The following is a 14,466-nucleotide window of genomic DNA, read 5'->3' as shown; positions in this document are numbered from 1 at the left end:
AAGCTACCCGATACCACCTGCTAATGAAAACGCTTTGACTTCAGGCATAAGCTTTTTTGCCAGCTTAACTGCTTCGCCGCTGCGTTTGCCCGTGGCGCAATAAAACACTACGGTTTTATCGGCATCTAATGTTCCTATGTTTTCCTCCAGTTCATCTAACGGGATGTGCTCGCCGCCAATGTCGTGCAAGTCACGCTCTTGTATGGTGCGTACATCTATAAGTTGCACATCGTTATTTTCTAATAATTGTTGCAGCTCTGTTTGAGTAATTGTGGAAGTTTCGAACGTGGGCTGCAGGGTGGTAATATTGGTTTTAGATGTATTACCAATCCTGATGACGCGGCTTTGCAGGCTTTGAGCATCAAACACCAATACCTTACCGCTGAGTAGTTCGCCGGTCTGAGTAATGTACTTGATGACCTCGTTGGCCATTATAGTACCAATAATACCCGCCAGCGTAGGTATTACCCCACCTACCGAGCAATTGGGTATTTGCGTGGCGTCAACTTGGGGATACAGGTCGCGGTAGTTGGGGCCACGGCTACCATCGGCATTGGGCAAGTTAAAAACCGCCGCCTGCCCCTCGTATTGGTAAATAGCACCGTAAACCAGTGGCTTACCTGCCAATACGCAGGCATCATTAACTAAATAACGGGTTTCAAAGTTATCGGTACCGTCAATTATAATGTCATAATCCTCAATAACTTGCACTACGTTATCCGAAGTAATTTTATCTACATGAGGTATTAATTCTATCTCGGGGTTTTGACGCAGCAAACGCTCGGAAGCTATCAGCGCCTTCATTTTACCGACGTCGTCCGGGTCGTATAATATTTGGCGGTGCAGATTACTGAGCGATACGGTGTCATAGTCGGCAATGCCCAATACGCCTACGCCGCTCGCTGCAAGGTATTGTGCCGCCGGGCAGCCTAAGCCGCCTGCACCAATGATGAGCACACGAGCATCTTTCAACTGTTTCTGGGCCGCTTCACCAAAACCGGGGAGCGCCACCTGGCAGGCGTATCGTTGCAGGTCAGGATGCATCGCTTTGTGCCAATTTATGGTGGATGATACGCTTCACCCTATCCATCTCTTCGGGTGTATTCACGTTACTCAATGATTCGGCGTTGGGCACTTGCAGTAAGCTGATATCCGAATTAATGAGCACCTTGCGCGGACAAGAATAACCTTGCGATAAAAATTGAAGTATAACAGGATAAGCTTTTGGTTCCCAAATAGTTATCAATGGTTCCGGAAAATCCGTTGCTTTGCTATGATAGGCCGTGGCCACGTGTTTTACACTGCGGTGATCGGTAAGGTGATGCAGCAATTGTTCGTCAACCAAGGGCAGGTCGCAGGCAATTACCAGCCATGCAGCGTTAGGGTTTTGGCGGAAAGCAGACAGTATACCGCCATAAGGGCCGAGCCCGGTAAAAGTATCCGTTAGGGTATTGTACTGCGGGTCTATCTCTTCCTGCTGTGCAACATCCCGGCAAGAAATGAAAACATCTTTACAGAACTCTTTCAGCAGGTCGGCCATGTAATAGCGTTGCTCTTTACCACGCCAATTTACCGTGCCCTTATCAATGCCCATACGGGTACTTTTGCCACCCGCAAGCACCAATCCGTTTAGTTGTGGCTCATTTTGCAGTAACTCGTGCCTGAAGAAATTGATGATATGAGGCAAGCCATCGTTCAACCTAAAAATGGGCAGGCTATGCCAGTTGGGTACGGCCTTTTTCAGAAAATCGAAAGGTTCGGTAACATTATCGGCCAGTAAGATCATCCGCACATTGGTGAGTTGCCCCACACGGCGCTCTAACGAAGAACGTTTATTGATATCCACAATTACCACCTGGGCTTGTGCTTGCTGATGGTTGCCATTTACTAACACTATATCTGCCTGTGCAAAAAGCTCGCGTTGTTTAAATAGCGTTAGGGGCGCTTTATAGTTTAACTGGCTAAAGTTTATCTGGTCGGTATACTCAAGTGCCGCGCCGGATGTAAGCCTGCCCGGTGGCTTCATCATATCATCATTGTGCGAGGTATCGGCATAGGCACAGTTATATTCAATGGCCAGGGCGGCAATAACTTTGTCGGCAAGTAATTTAATGGCAGTACAGGTTCCGCCTACAATAGCCCATTCGTTACGCCCGAATTTGCCCGCAATTGGCCGCACCATATGGGTATGTTTTTTATGCTCGTTTGAAGTCACGCTTCCCTCCTGTTTTCGAGATCAGTTTTGTCTCTTTAATTACTATATCGTGGCTCATGGCCTTGCACATATCGTACACGGTTAATGCCGCCATAGAGGCACCAACCAGTGCCTCCATTTCTACGCCGGTTTTGGCGGTTATGCTGGCTGTGCATTCTACCAATACTTCATTATTTTCATTTAGTCCGATATTTACCTGGCAGTTATCCATACCTATGGGGTGGCAAAGCGGTATCAGTTCCCCTGTTTTTTTGGCGGCCATAATACCGGCAATAATAGCTGTTTGAAACACCGCGCCTTTTTTGGTTTGCAGTTCGCCATCTACCAAATAGGCAAGCACCTCATGCGGTAATACCACAATACTTTGGGCAGTAGCCGTACGGTGTGTTGGCTGCTTGGCAGATACATCTACCATGGTGGCTTTGCCGTTACCGTCTATATGAGTTAATTTATTTTGATTGGATTCCATTGTGTTTTCACCGATTACACCGATTGGATTGATTTCACCGATTAATTTTCTGAACCGTGATTTTCCTGATTAAATGATTCTCAGGATGTGTTGTTAGAACTTCCAAACTCTGAACACCTCTCCTTTTTTAAAATCCGACCGTTCCATGGGTAATTCTATAAAAGCTTCGGTATCGGCTAAGTTAGCAAAATCGCCCGAGCCGTTGCCTTCTATTGGCGTTGCAATTTGCCGCCCCTGCTCATCAAAGTTCAAAGTTACCTGTAAAAAGTATTGCAGCGCGGGCTGAAATTTAAAATCAGTACCTAAAGCGGCATATACCGGCTTTTTAGCGGGCAAGCCAAGTGCAGCATCCAGCCATAGTAAAAAGTACCTATGCAGGCACATAAACGTAGCCACCGGGTTACCGGGAAATGCGAACACCAGCGGCCCTTCGGCATGCCTGCCGAACCAAAACGGCTTGCCGGGGCGCTGCAAAACTTTATGGAACAGCTTCTCTACCCCCAAAGCCTCCAGCGCCTTTGGTATATAGTCGAACTTGCCCATACTGATGCCTCCACTGAGCAGTATAACATCATAATTTTGCAGGCATTGGCCTATCTGTATTTCCGTTATTGCTGCTTCATCGGGTATATGCAGCATATCTGCCTTTATGCCATGGTTCGCCAGCGCCGCTTTCACCGTGTAATTATTCGAGCGTCTGATTTGGTATGGCTCAGGCGTATCTACCACATCAACCAGTTCATCGCCTGATGATATCACCACAACACGGGGAAGTTTTTGAACCAACAACTCAGCTTTTCCTACCGATGCTGCCAAACCCATAATAGCCGGCGTTACCGTTTGGCCTGCCGCGGCAACTATGTCGCCTTGGCGTTTGTCCGCCCCCTTGTAATGGATATTCTGCCCCTTCCTGGTACCATCTGCCGTTATAGCCGCCAGCTTATTGCGTATCTCCAACGCTTCGTAAGGTATAACGGTATCTACCGATGGATGCAGGGCAGCTCCGGTCATTATCTCGATGCAAATATCAGCATCGTCTACACCAACGGGCTCATCGCCGGCGGTTTGGGTAGCTTTGATATGGAATGTGAAGATTCCGTCCGCTATCGCCTTATGCGAAACAGCGATACCATCCATAGTAGCACGGTTAAACGGCGGCAGGTCGCGGTCGGTTACTATATCTTCGGAAAGTACGCGGTTAAGCGCATTTTGAAACGGAACCAATTCGTGCCCGTAGCTTTTTAGCTGGGCCATTACTATTTTTTCGGCTTGTGCTACGGTTACCATGTTTGTCTTATCCTCCTATTGTGGCCATCGATTCGCGGAAGCCCGGGTTTTCGGCACGACTGCGTTCTGCCGCCCAACCATCTATTTCACGCTTATTAAAAGTATCGCGCAAGGTATCGGCAATGGCGGTGTTGGTATTTCCTGCACGCATCAGATCTTTAATATTCAGTACGCCATCGTCATAAAGGCAATTCTTCAGCATACCATCGGGCGTAATGCGTATACGGTTACAGGTGCCGCAGAAGGTACGCGAATAAGCAGCAATAATACCCACATTACCCAAATGGCCCGGTACATGGTAATTGTACGCAGTGGAATACAGCGGGTCGGGCAGTTTTTGGATATTAGGATATGCCGATCTTATTTCTTCAAGTATGCGCACATGATCCCAGGCTATGCCGCTGTAACCATGCCCATCGCCATTAAATGGCATCTCCTCAATAAAGCGGATGCTTACCGGCAGCTCTTTGGTTAATTCCACCATCGGGATAATGTCCTGCGTGTTTTTGCCATCCATTACTACCGCATTTACCTTTACATCCATATCGTGCTGCAGCAGTGCCTGCATGGTTTCCATCACAGCACTAAATTCATCGCGGCGGGTGATGGCGAAGAAACGCCCGGCATCCAATGTATCTAAACTCAGGTTAACCGACCGTACGCCTATGCTTTTCAGTTGCCCTACATAAGGCGCCGTTAAAACCCCGTTGGTGGTAACACTCAGCTCTTTTAAGCCCTCTATTTTTGACAAGGCAGTTAAAAGCTTCATCATATCGCGCCTTACAAAAGGCTCGCCACCGGTTATGCGTATCTTTTCAATTCCCATGCGCACCAGCAAGGTACACACGCGCAGCATTTCCTCGTAGGTCATCAACTCCGAACGGCTGAGCCAGTTAAGGCCATCTTCGGGCATGCAATAAAAACAACGCAGATTGCACCTGTCGGTTACCGCCAGGCGCAGGTAAGTAATTCGTCGGCCGTGGTTATCTATCAGCAAGTGCGTTTTAATTATTGGTGATGCATAGCAAATATAAGGTTTAGATTGTTTGGGGAATGTAGATTTTGGAGCGATGGTTGGTGAATTCGCTATTTTACCACAGAGGACACAGAGGAAAGAACACGGAGAGGCACAGAGCTTTGCAAATGGGTAAAGAGTTTAAAAAATGCCGGAAATCCGGACGAGGAAATAGCTAATCTTCCTACCCCATCATAACATACTATAAGTAAATCAATTACCACAAAACAAACTCTGCGAACCTCTGTGTAAACCTCCGCGAACTCTGTGGTTAAATAAACTTCTATATAACAAAAAAAGGACTCCCATTAGCGGAAGTCCTTTTCAAAATTTGTGAAATTCGAATCAATTAGAAGAATTCATGTCTAATTTATTTCTCTACCGAAAACTTGTAAAGCGATTGCGTTTTATAAGTTTGGCCAGGCTTCAACACGGTTGATGGGAAACTTGGCTGGTTCGGAGAATCAGGGTAGTGCTGTGTTTCCATAGCAAATGAAGTACGGAACTCGTCTTTTTTGCCGCCTTTCATGGCGTTGGCGCCTGCCATAAAGTTACCGCTGTAGAACTGCATAGCAGGCTCTTCTGTAAATATTTGCATTTTGATGCCGGTTTTATCGCCCACTACAGTAGCTATCGGGGTGGTCAGGTCGTGCTTGTTCAATACCCAGTTATGGTCGTAACCTTTACCGTTCTTCAACTGCTCGTTCTCTACGCCAATGCGCTCGCCAATAGTAGTAGCAGTATTGAAATCGAATGGTGTGCCTTTTACAGGCTCTACTTTTCCTGTCGGGATAAGGGTAGCATCTACCGGGGTGTAACCATCGGCATCTATCTGCACTTTGTGGCCCAATACGGTTGTACCGCTGCCTTCGCCGTTCAGGTTATAAAAGGCGTGGTTGGTTAGGTTAACTACGGTAGCTTTATCAGTAGTAGCCTCGTAAGTAATTTTCATGGCGTTATCATCGGTAAGGCTATAAACTACCTTTACATTCAGGTTGCCTGGGAAACCGCCTTCCATATCCTTAGCCAAATAGGTAAGCTCTAATGTAGTGCTATCTACCTGTTTGCCATCCCAAACCACGCTCTGGAAGCCCGGCTTACCGCCGTGCAGCGTGTTAGGGCCATTGTTGGTTACCAGGGTATATTCCTTACCATCAAGTGTAAATTTACCTTTGGCAATGCGGTTGCCAAAACGGCCAATGGTTGCGCCATAGTAAGGCTCTTTAGAATTTACAAAACCATCTACATTATCAAAACCAAGCACTACGTCGGTAAGCTTACCATCCTTATCCGGTACGAACAGGCTCACCAAACGGCCACCGTAATTGGTAACCGTGGCTATCATACCGTTTTTATTTTTCAGGGTAAAAAGTTTAGTTTCTTTACCATCAATTGTTTTGGCAAAGGCCGAATCGGGCGGCAGGGTTACGGTAGTTGCAGCAGTAGCGGTAGTGTCGGTCATGGTGTTGCTTTTTGGGGCAGACTGGTTACAGGCAGCCATAAGTACGCTGCCGGCAAGTGCCAGTGCCAAAGTTGGGTTTTTAAAGGTGTTTCGCATAATTTTTTATGGTAATTGGTTGTTTTATTTACTTTCTGATGGTATAGCCAGCGGGGTATTTTCTTTAACCGGGATACCGAAGTTTGGCGAACCATCCTTATTCCAGGTGAACTTTTGCATGCGCGGAGAACGGAAGCCGCCACAGCCCTGCCCCGGTTTAGAGTTGGCGTGGTAAATTATCCAGTCCTCGGTGCCATCGGCAGATTTAAAGAACGAATTATGCCCCGGCGCGTAAACGCCATTCTCTTCTGATTTTTTAAATACCGGCTTGTCTGATTTCACCCACGATTTAGGGTCAATAATATCGCTATTGGCCGATGCCGTAAGCATACCCAGAGCATAAAAATCAGTCCAGCAGCCGCTTGCCGAATATATCAGGAACAGTTTATCGCCATGCTGTAACACCTCAGGGCCTTCGTTAACGTTCACGTGGGGCGGGTTACTTTTATCGCCAAGGTCGCCATACTTTTCCCAATCATAAAGCGATGATGACAGTTTTACGCGCGGGCCTTCAATAGTGTATGGGTTCTTCATTTTGGCAATGTAGATATCCTGTTGCCCGTTCTGGTCGCCTTCCCAGCCCGACCATATCATGTAATGCTTCCCCTTGTGCGTAAATATCGAACCATCAATGGCCCACTTATTGGTAACATCGCCTATTTGGCCCTTAAAAACAAACTCGCCCTTCATTGGGTCCTGCGAGGCATTTTCGAGCACGTACATGCGGTGATTATTGTTATCGCCGTTATCGGCAGCAAAATACATATACCATTTACCATCAAGGTAGTGCAGTTCGGGTGCCCAAAGCTCTTTAGAGTAATTGGTGTTTGGCGGCGGCATCCAAACGGTTTTCTTTTCGGCTTTGGCAAGGTCGGCAAGGTTTTTCACCTTCCAAATATTCAGTTTGTTTTGCAGCGAATTGGTGTAATAGTAAAACCCTTTATGGTATATCACCCATGGGTCGGCACCCGAGGGTAACAAAGGGTTGGTAAACGTTTTCGCGGACTGCGACTGAGCAACAATCGATTGGGAAACCACAACCGACAAGCCAAGCGCTAAAACAAACTTTAATAACTTCATTATTCTCTATTTTACTTAATTACTGCCGAATCGCATATATAAGTTGGTACTATCCCGGTAGATACCATGCGGTTGTGTGCATCGGCAGGCAGCGTATTGCCCGATAGCACCAGCACCGTATCTAACCCGAATTTGTTACCACCCAATATATCCGTTTGCAAAGTGTCGCCCACCATCACTATTTCGGGTTTGGTTATGGGTCGGTACTCGCGTATCAGGTCGTAAGCAAACATGAACATCTGCGAATCGGGCTTGCCAAAACGGATGAACTTTTTGCCTACAATGGTTTCCAACATGGCGGCAATCCCCCCTATCGCTACCGCTATTTCGTTCACCGTTACGGGGTAAGCAAAATCGGTATTGGCCACAATAGCCGGTATGGTACGGCGGCGCAGCAGGTTCACGGCCTTGTTCAGGTCGTTACACCAGTCGAAGCCCTCGTCGTCTAAAAACACCAGCGCATTTACCTTATCGAAGTTCTCCTCGTTTATGGCGCTTACCGGTAAGGTATGCAAGCCTTCGCTTTCGATGTAATGCGCCGAATCTTCGGTACCCAGGTAAGCTACAATGCCATCGTCCACTTTCAGGTCGAGGTATTCTTTGGTAAGCATCCCGCTTGATATTACCCTATCGGCAGTTATGGCGGTTAGCCCCTTACGGTGATACGATTCGGCCAGTTGCGTGGGGCTGCGCGATGCATCATTGGTAACAATGTAGTACTCCTTACCCGATTCTTCGAGATAGGCGAACGTACGCTCGATACCCGGCACCAGCCCCCCGTAATTTTTCAGTACGCCGAACGCATCAAAAAATACCACCTCATAATTATCAATGATCTCGCGGAAATCGTCAATGCGCCTCATATTGGTTTGTCAAGGTTATAAAGAAGTTATTAAAATTAGCTGCTGTTAAATAAAGTTGATAGAAACTGGAGAAAAGTTGAGAGGCGTTGGAGAAAGTTGGCGCGCCCGTTAAGGTTGGAGATGTTGAGAAAGGCAATCTCGGCCGGGCAAAGGTTAAAAAGGTGCATGGCATAAAGTTCCCGTTAAATTGAGCCTCAAATTTTAACGCTAATGACATGTTTTGATATTTTTTTAACCTTTTAAACCTCGCCAAACAGTACTCCTCTACTTTAAATAAATACTCATCATCTCCAACATTGCAAAACCTATTTCAGTTTCAGCGCCGCCACTATTTTCTCGGCATCAAAATCGCGGTCTACCGATGGCAGGTACACATCAAATGCTTCGGCCTGCAGTTTTTTGGCGTATTGCTCGTTAAAAAAGTGCTTGCCATCTTTTATCACATAGTTCAGGATAAAGAAACGGTAGGCCTCTTTCATAAACCGAACCTCATCGGCCGTTAGCGGGTATACTTTATGGTACTCTTTCAGGAAAGTAATAAAGCGATCCTCCATCATAGGGCCTATCACGTAGCTGAACACGGTGCGATCGCCAATATCAGATACCACGCGGCTGAAGAAGTAAAAATCCAGCACGCGGTAGCTCATCCTGAACCAATCGTAATCCCAGCGTGAATATAGCTCATGTTGTGGTGTTACCGAAAAATTCCCGATGTTCCAGTCGATAAAAACCGGAATTATATCGAAAGATGACATATTGTACTTAGAGCGGTTCTTTAGAAACTGCTCGCAATGGTATTTCAGGAAATCTACCTGCATGTGGGTACCAAAATCTGCTTCGTTTTTATCTAACTGCTGCTGCAGGGCATAAATATCGGTACGCAGGGTTTTTGATGATTTGGGCAGTACATTCTTCACCCTGCTGCATGCTTTATGGAACTTGCCCAATTGTTGTCCCAATTTTTTTATGAGGTTATCATCAAGCCGGCGCGGCAAACGCTCCAGTATGCGGGTTGGATTGTAAAACACCACCCAGGCATCGGTACCGGCATGTTTATAATGATAAATGTATACCCGGTTATTTTTCAGCAACGATTTGGCCAGTAAATTCTCGAAGGGGTACAGCAGGTTATTGCTAAGCGAATGGATGATGCGGTGATCCTCTTTAAAATGCTCGAAGGTGCCGAACAACGATAGTTTGGCGATGATGATGTCCTCATCATCAAAAGTGATGCGATAAACATGGTTGGTTGACACCATTGCACTGATATCCTCGATGCTTTTGATGGTTTTGGAGGCATCATACCCCTCCCATGCTTTTGTTATGATGGTAGAAAATGGCGAGTTCATATTTTAATACTTAACCACTGAGGGTTATAATTGGTGGTGCATAGTTACAAATTTTTTAAGCATTTAATTGTTTAACGCGTTTGGGAACGGATTTTTTACAATACCCCGCATCTACCCTAAAATAAAACCATTTATGCTGCATTTAGTTTATGTTGCTTAAATTGGCGTTTTATACCTTATACCCATGGAGCACGAAAACATCATCAACTATATTAAAGAGAACAACATCCCTAAAGTAAAATTTGCCTTTGCCGATATTGACGGCGTAATGCGGGGAAAAGTGATCAGTACAAAAAAGTTTTTGGAGGGGCTAAAAACGGGCTACGGCTTTTGCGATGTGGTTTTTGGATGGGACAGTAATGATGTTTGCTACGACAACGTACAACTTACCGGCTGGCACACCGGCTACCCCGACAGGCTCTGCTATATTGATTTGTCGACTTTCCGTAATGTGCCATGGCAAGATGATATCCCTTTCTTTTTGGCAGATTACAGCGGCCCCCATGGCAATACCGTGCCCGCCGACCCACGCAGCCTGCTGAAAAAGATAGTTGCCGAATGCAAAGCCATGGGTTACCATGCCGAATTTGCACAGGAATTTGAGTGGTTCAACTTTAAAGAAACGCCGCAAACCCTGCAGGATAAAGGCTTTGCCAACATGACGCCGCTTACACCGGGGATGTTCGGTTATTCGATACTCCGCACCTCGCAAAACAGCGGCTTTTATTACGACCTGTTCAATTTACTTACTAAATTCAACATCCCCATAGAAGGACTGCACACCGAAACCGGCCCCGGCGTGTACGAAGCTGCCATTGAGCATTGCGATGCATTGGCCGCTGCTGATAAAGCCGCCTTGCTGAAAACCGCTGTAAAAGAAATTGCCAGCATGCACGGCATCACCGCCACCTTTATGGCCAAGTGGAACCAAAACCTACCCGGCTGCAGCGGCCATATACACCAAAGCCTGTGGGACGAAGGCCAAACCGAAAACCTGTTTTACGACGGCACCGAAGCCAATAAAATGAGCGAACTGCATAAGCAATACCTTGCAGGACAACTCTACTGCATGCCACACCTGCTGCCTATGTATGCGCCAACCATAAACAGTTACAAACGCCTTGTAGAAGGCGCCTGGGCACCAACCACCATTACCTGGGGCGTAGATAACCGCACCACTGCCCTGCGTGTTATTAATACCGCCATAAACTACACCCGTTTAGAAACCCGCATCCCCGGTTCGGACACCAACCCTTACCTCGCTATTGCGGCCGCCCTTGCATCGGGCCTGTATGGCATTAAAAACAAACTAAAGCTTGATGTTGCCCCTACCGTTGGCAACGGATACGAAAACAAAAGCAACGGCAGCTTGCATGCCAACTTATTTGATGCTGCAACAGCTATGCAAAAGTCTTCGGTAGCTAAGGAATTATTCGGTGAAGAATTTGTGGAGCACTTTACGCAAACCCGTATTTGGGAGCATAGGCAATATGCGAAGAGTGTGAGTGATTGGGAGTTGAAGAGGTATTTCGAGGTAATTTGAGGTTTCTGAGTCTTTTTAACCGCGGAGATAGCAGAGGTTACGCGGAGGTTCGCGGAGACTTTTATAACTTAATTTTCAGCAGAAAGCACTAAGAGATTTATAAGTTTTTTAACCTAACCATATCGATTATGATAGAAAGTGAAATTACGGGTAGTATTATTGGCGCGGCCATTGAGGTGCACAGAGTTTTGGGGCCAGGCTTGCTGGAAAGCGCATACAAAGAATGCCTACATTACAAATTGGTAAAATCCGGCCTGCATGTAGAAAAAGAGAAAGCCCTCCCTTTAATTTTTGAAGAAGTTAAATTGGATTGTGGTTACAGGATGGATCTGTTGGTTGAAAATAAGATCGTTATAGAAACTAAAACAGTCGAGGCCTTAAATGACATTCATTTAGCCCAAATACTTACCTACTTAAAACTCGGCAATTATAAAGTGGGCCTTCTTATAAACTTCAATGAGCTTATACTGAAAGATGGAATCAGGCGAGTGGTAAACAGTGATCCTACTCCACTAAAAAAATCTCTGTGAACCTCCGCGTAACCTCCGATACCTCCGTGGTTAAAAAAACACCTCCTCATCTCCTCTTCGTTTACGGCACCCTCCTACAACCCGGTAATGAATTTGCCGATTACCTCAACCAGCATTGCAAGTTCATCACCCGTGGTAAACTCAAGGGCATTCTATATGATATTGGCGAATACCCGGGTTTAATATTGAATGATACCACCGGCTACGTTTTCGGCAACATTTACCAGATAGATAAAGAAGATGTTTTAAAAGAATTAGACATCTACGAAGGCGTGGGCCCGGATGAAGAACAACCTAATTTATATCTAAGGCTTAGCCTGCCTATTGAAACCGATAGCGGTAGCATGCAGGCATGGGTATATGTTTACAATCGCCCGATAGATCGTTTACCCGTTATAGCTTCGGGTAATTATGCCGAATACCTAAAATTTAAGGCATAAAAAATCCCCGGTTAGTTACTCCGGGGATAAGATCAGTTAATAGTTTAGAGAGGGGTATATTATACCTTAGCTGTTTTTACAGTTTTTATGATAACTGCAGCAACTTTGTACGGATCGGCAGCCGAGTTAGGGCGACGATCTTCCAGGTAACCGCTCCAGTTGTGCTCAACAGCATACAGAGGGATACGGATAGAAGCACCACGGTCAGATACACCGTAGCTAAAGTCGTGGATAGAAGCAGTTTCGTGTTTACCTGTTAAACGCTGATCGTTATCAGCACCGTAAACAGCTATACATTCAGCAACTGCAGGGCGGAAAGCCTCGCAAATAGCTTCGAAAGTAGCTTTGCTGTTAGCGGTACGTAAAGTAGTGTTAGAGAAGTTAGCGTGCATACCGCTACCGTTCCAGTCTAATTGACCTAACGGTTTGCAATGCCAATTAACAGCAACACCAAATTTCTCGCCAATACGCTCTAATAAGTAACGAGCAACCCAGATCTGGTCACCGGCTTCTTTAGCGCCTTTTGCAAATATCTGGAACTCCCATTGGCCAGCAGCAACCTCAGCGTTGATACCTTCAACGTTAAGGCCGGCTTCTAAACAAGCATCTAAGTGTTCTTCAACAATTTCGCGGCCGTAAGCGTTGTTAGCACCTACCGAGCAGTAGTAAGGGCCTTGCGGGCCTGGGTAGCCACCTGCCGGGAAACCAAGCGGTTTGTTGGTTGCTGGATCCCACAGGAAGTACTCCTGCTCAAAACCGAACCAGAAATCGTTATCATCATCCTGGATAAGCGCACGGCCGTTAGACTCGTGAGGAGCACCGGTTGAATCTAATACTTCGCACATTACCAGGTAAGCGTCTTTACGCTGCGGATCAGGAACGGTGAATACCGGTTTCAGGATACAGTCTGAAGAACCGCCTGGTGCTTGCTCAGTTGATGAACCATCAAAGCTCCAGTTATCCAGGTCTTCAACTTTACCGCTGAAAGACTTAACAATTTTAGTTTTGCTACGTAAGCTTTGTGTTGGTTTGTAACCGTCAAGCCAAATGTACTCGAGTTTAGTTGCCATTTTAAGTGAATTTTGTAGTTTTTGAGTTTAAATTATAGTTCTTATTGAGGCTTTAACCATTTAAGACATTGCGAATTTAAATCATTTTTATAATTATCATAGTAAATTTTACAAAAAATATAAAATATTTTAACAAACACCGCTTTTAATTCCTAAATCAATTAAATAACTATCAATTCTATAGTAATAGATAACTAATTTATATATAATGTAAAAACAAAAGGGCAAATACTATGTGCGCATAGTATTTGCCCTTTTACACATATAAAATAAGTACAATTTAACTTCAATTACCCGAGGCAACGCCCCAATAGCAGCTATTTCGTATCTTTTTTAAAGAAACAGAGTCGGTTTTTAGCTGTGTTTTAGTATTTGCATTAACAAAATAGAGTTTTGCGAGGTTATTATCGTATATATATGATGATATTTTGTGCGGAGCAGGCATTTTATCAATAACATCTACCCTTAATGCATTGGTGGACTTCACTTCGCTTACCGTATCCTGCGGTTCAAGCGTTTTTACATAGTTGATCACAAATTTTATATCCTTTTCTGACACTATAGCCTTTTTATAGTGCTCGTCGGCTTTAACGGTTTCAATAACGCATTTTACGCAAGGCTCGGCAATGGTGGCGTTACCATAATTCTTATTGGGATTATTTATTACGCTATCTTTTTTACCATCGACCAAAACTGCGGTTTTACCACTATCGGATACAGGTTGGGGTTTATTGCCTTTGCAGGCGAATAGGGCTATCGCTAATATAGCCGGGATGATGAATATTCGGGTGTTCATAATTGGTATAGTTTTAATAACTAACCATCTGCATTTTGTTTTGTGTGGTAAATACACACCCGTTGCCAAAAAGTGGAATAAAATACTTGTTTAAACGTTTTAATGGCGGTTTTTTCGGCAAAAATTATTAAAATTGCCTGATTTATATTTACACGCCTTACCCATTGCAGATATTTCAAAAAGCTGCTGCATCGTGTAAAATTTATATCATTTATTAATAGGTAACAGAGTTTTTATCCGGTAAATAATTC

Annotated in this window: 14 protein-coding genes; 3 read left to right on the top strand and 11 right to left on the bottom strand. The window is 45.2% G+C overall.

Annotated features, from left to right (window positions below; translation table 11 throughout):
• Positions 1–3 precede the first annotated feature (3 nt).
• From BC343_RS01865 to BC343_RS01825, 9 genes are all read right to left on the bottom strand, one after another.
• Positions 4–1,044, bottom strand: a complete 1,041-nt coding sequence (locus tag BC343_RS01865) for a HesA/MoeB/ThiF family protein (RefSeq protein ID WP_078346014.1) — start codon at positions 1,042–1,044, stop codon at positions 4–6.
• Positions 1,034–2,182, bottom strand: a complete 1,149-nt coding sequence (locus BC343_RS01860) for an NTP transferase domain-containing protein (protein ID WP_078346013.1) — start codon at positions 2,180–2,182, stop codon at positions 1,034–1,036. The genes BC343_RS01865 and BC343_RS01860 overlap by 11 nt, the downstream gene beginning before the upstream one ends.
• 13 nt (positions 2,183–2,195) lie before the next feature.
• Entirely contained in the window at positions 2,196–2,684 is a 489-nt protein-coding gene (moaC, locus tag BC343_RS01855; RefSeq protein ID WP_078346012.1) for a cyclic pyranopterin monophosphate synthase MoaC, read from the bottom strand.
• Between the two features lie 93 nt (positions 2,685–2,777).
• Positions 2,778–3,971, bottom strand: a complete 1,194-nt coding sequence (locus BC343_RS01850) for a molybdopterin molybdotransferase MoeA (protein WP_078346011.1) — start codon at positions 3,969–3,971, stop codon at positions 2,778–2,780.
• Between the two features lie 7 nt (positions 3,972–3,978).
• Entirely contained in the window at positions 3,979–4,968 is a 990-nt protein-coding gene (gene moaA / locus BC343_RS01845) for a GTP 3',8-cyclase MoaA (RefSeq protein ID WP_078346010.1), read from the bottom strand.
• A gap of 388 nt (positions 4,969–5,356) precedes the next feature.
• The gene (locus BC343_RS01840; protein ID WP_078346009.1) at positions 5,357–6,544 is read right to left on the bottom strand and encodes an aldose epimerase family protein; all 1,188 of its coding nucleotides are present in this window, start codon (positions 6,542–6,544) and stop codon (positions 5,357–5,359) included.
• A 24-nt stretch (positions 6,545–6,568) separates the two neighbouring features.
• On the bottom strand, positions 6,569–7,624 hold the full coding sequence (locus tag BC343_RS01835; protein ID WP_078346008.1) for a glycoside hydrolase family 43 protein: 1,056 nt from the start codon (positions 7,622–7,624) through the stop codon (positions 6,569–6,571).
• Positions 7,625–7,635: 11 nt separating this feature from the next.
• Entirely contained in the window at positions 7,636–8,487 is an 852-nt protein-coding gene (locus tag BC343_RS01830; RefSeq protein WP_078346007.1) for an HAD-IIA family hydrolase, read from the bottom strand.
• A gap of 305 nt (positions 8,488–8,792) precedes the next feature.
• Complete coding sequence (locus BC343_RS01825; RefSeq protein WP_078346006.1) at positions 8,793–9,836, bottom strand: aminoglycoside phosphotransferase/kinase family protein; 1,044 nt, start codon at positions 9,834–9,836, stop codon at positions 8,793–8,795.
• Positions 9,837–10,020: 184 nt separating this feature from the next.
• Between BC343_RS01825 and BC343_RS01820 the strand changes: the two genes are divergently transcribed.
• The 3 genes from BC343_RS01820 to BC343_RS01810 all read left to right on the top strand — a co-directional run bounded on the left by BC343_RS01820 (position 10,021) and on the right by BC343_RS01810 (position 12,349).
• Entirely contained in the window at positions 10,021–11,379 is a 1,359-nt protein-coding gene (locus BC343_RS01820) for a glutamine synthetase family protein (RefSeq protein ID WP_078346005.1), read from the top strand.
• 128 nt (positions 11,380–11,507) lie between these two features.
• Positions 11,508–11,909 carry a GxxExxY protein gene (locus BC343_RS01815; RefSeq protein ID WP_078346004.1) on the top strand — a complete coding sequence of 134 codons (402 nt, stop codon included), beginning with the start codon at positions 11,508–11,510 and terminating at the stop codon, positions 11,907–11,909.
• Positions 11,906–12,349 (top strand): gamma-glutamylcyclotransferase family protein, encoded by a 444-nt coding sequence (locus tag BC343_RS01810; RefSeq protein WP_162276803.1) that lies wholly within the window; start codon positions 11,906–11,908, stop codon positions 12,347–12,349. The genes BC343_RS01815 and BC343_RS01810 overlap by 4 nt, the downstream gene beginning before the upstream one ends.
• A 59-nt stretch (positions 12,350–12,408) precedes the next feature.
• On the opposite strand, the gene BC343_RS01805 is transcribed toward BC343_RS01810, so the two are convergent.
• Positions 12,409–13,419, bottom strand: a complete 1,011-nt coding sequence (locus tag BC343_RS01805; RefSeq protein WP_078346002.1) for a glutamine synthetase beta-grasp domain-containing protein — start codon at positions 13,417–13,419, stop codon at positions 12,409–12,411.
• Between the two features lie 286 nt (positions 13,420–13,705).
• Positions 13,706–14,215 carry a hypothetical protein gene (locus BC343_RS01800; RefSeq protein ID WP_078346001.1) on the bottom strand — a complete coding sequence of 170 codons (510 nt, stop codon included), beginning with the start codon at positions 14,213–14,215 and terminating at the stop codon, positions 13,706–13,708.
• Between the last annotated feature and the right edge of the window lie 251 nt (positions 14,216–14,466).

It is taken from the genome of Mucilaginibacter pedocola, assembly GCF_002013915.1.
Taxonomy (GTDB): domain Bacteria; phylum Bacteroidota; class Bacteroidia; order Sphingobacteriales; family Sphingobacteriaceae; genus Mucilaginibacter; species Mucilaginibacter pedocola.
The sequence above is the reverse complement of the archived record's forward strand: the minus strand, read 5'-3'. Positions and strand labels throughout refer to the sequence as shown.

Coding starts and splice junctions, on each gene's coding strand:
- BC343_RS01865 (WP_078346014.1), bottom strand. CDS start 1,044: ATGCATCCTGACCTGCAACGATACGCCTGCCAGGTGGCGCTCCCCGGT.
- BC343_RS01860 (WP_078346013.1), bottom strand. CDS start 2,182: ATGGTGCGGCCAATTGCGGGCAAATTCGGGCGTAACGAATGGGCTATT.
- moaC (WP_078346012.1), bottom strand. CDS start 2,684: ATGGAATCCAATCAAAATAAATTAACTCATATAGACGGTAACGGCAAA.
- BC343_RS01850 (WP_078346011.1), bottom strand. CDS start 3,971: ATGGTAACCGTAGCACAAGCCGAAAAAATAGTAATGGCCCAGCTAAAA.
- BC343_RS01840 (WP_078346009.1), bottom strand. CDS start 6,544: ATGCGAAACACCTTTAAAAACCCAACTTTGGCACTGGCACTTGCCGGC.
- BC343_RS01835 (WP_078346008.1), bottom strand. CDS start 7,624: ATGAAGTTATTAAAGTTTGTTTTAGCGCTTGGCTTGTCGGTTGTGGTT.
- BC343_RS01830 (WP_078346007.1), bottom strand. CDS start 8,487: ATGAGGCGCATTGACGATTTCCGCGAGATCATTGATAATTATGAGGTG.
- BC343_RS01825 (WP_078346006.1), bottom strand. CDS start 9,836: ATGAACTCGCCATTTTCTACCATCATAACAAAAGCATGGGAGGGGTAT.
- BC343_RS01820 (WP_078346005.1), top strand. CDS start 10,021: ATGGAGCACGAAAACATCATCAACTATATTAAAGAGAACAACATCCCT.
- BC343_RS01815 (WP_078346004.1), top strand. CDS start 11,508: ATGATAGAAAGTGAAATTACGGGTAGTATTATTGGCGCGGCCATTGAG.
- BC343_RS01805 (WP_078346002.1), bottom strand. CDS start 13,419: ATGGCAACTAAACTCGAGTACATTTGGCTTGACGGTTACAAACCAACA.
- BC343_RS01800 (WP_078346001.1), bottom strand. CDS start 14,215: ATGAACACCCGAATATTCATCATCCCGGCTATATTAGCGATAGCCCTA.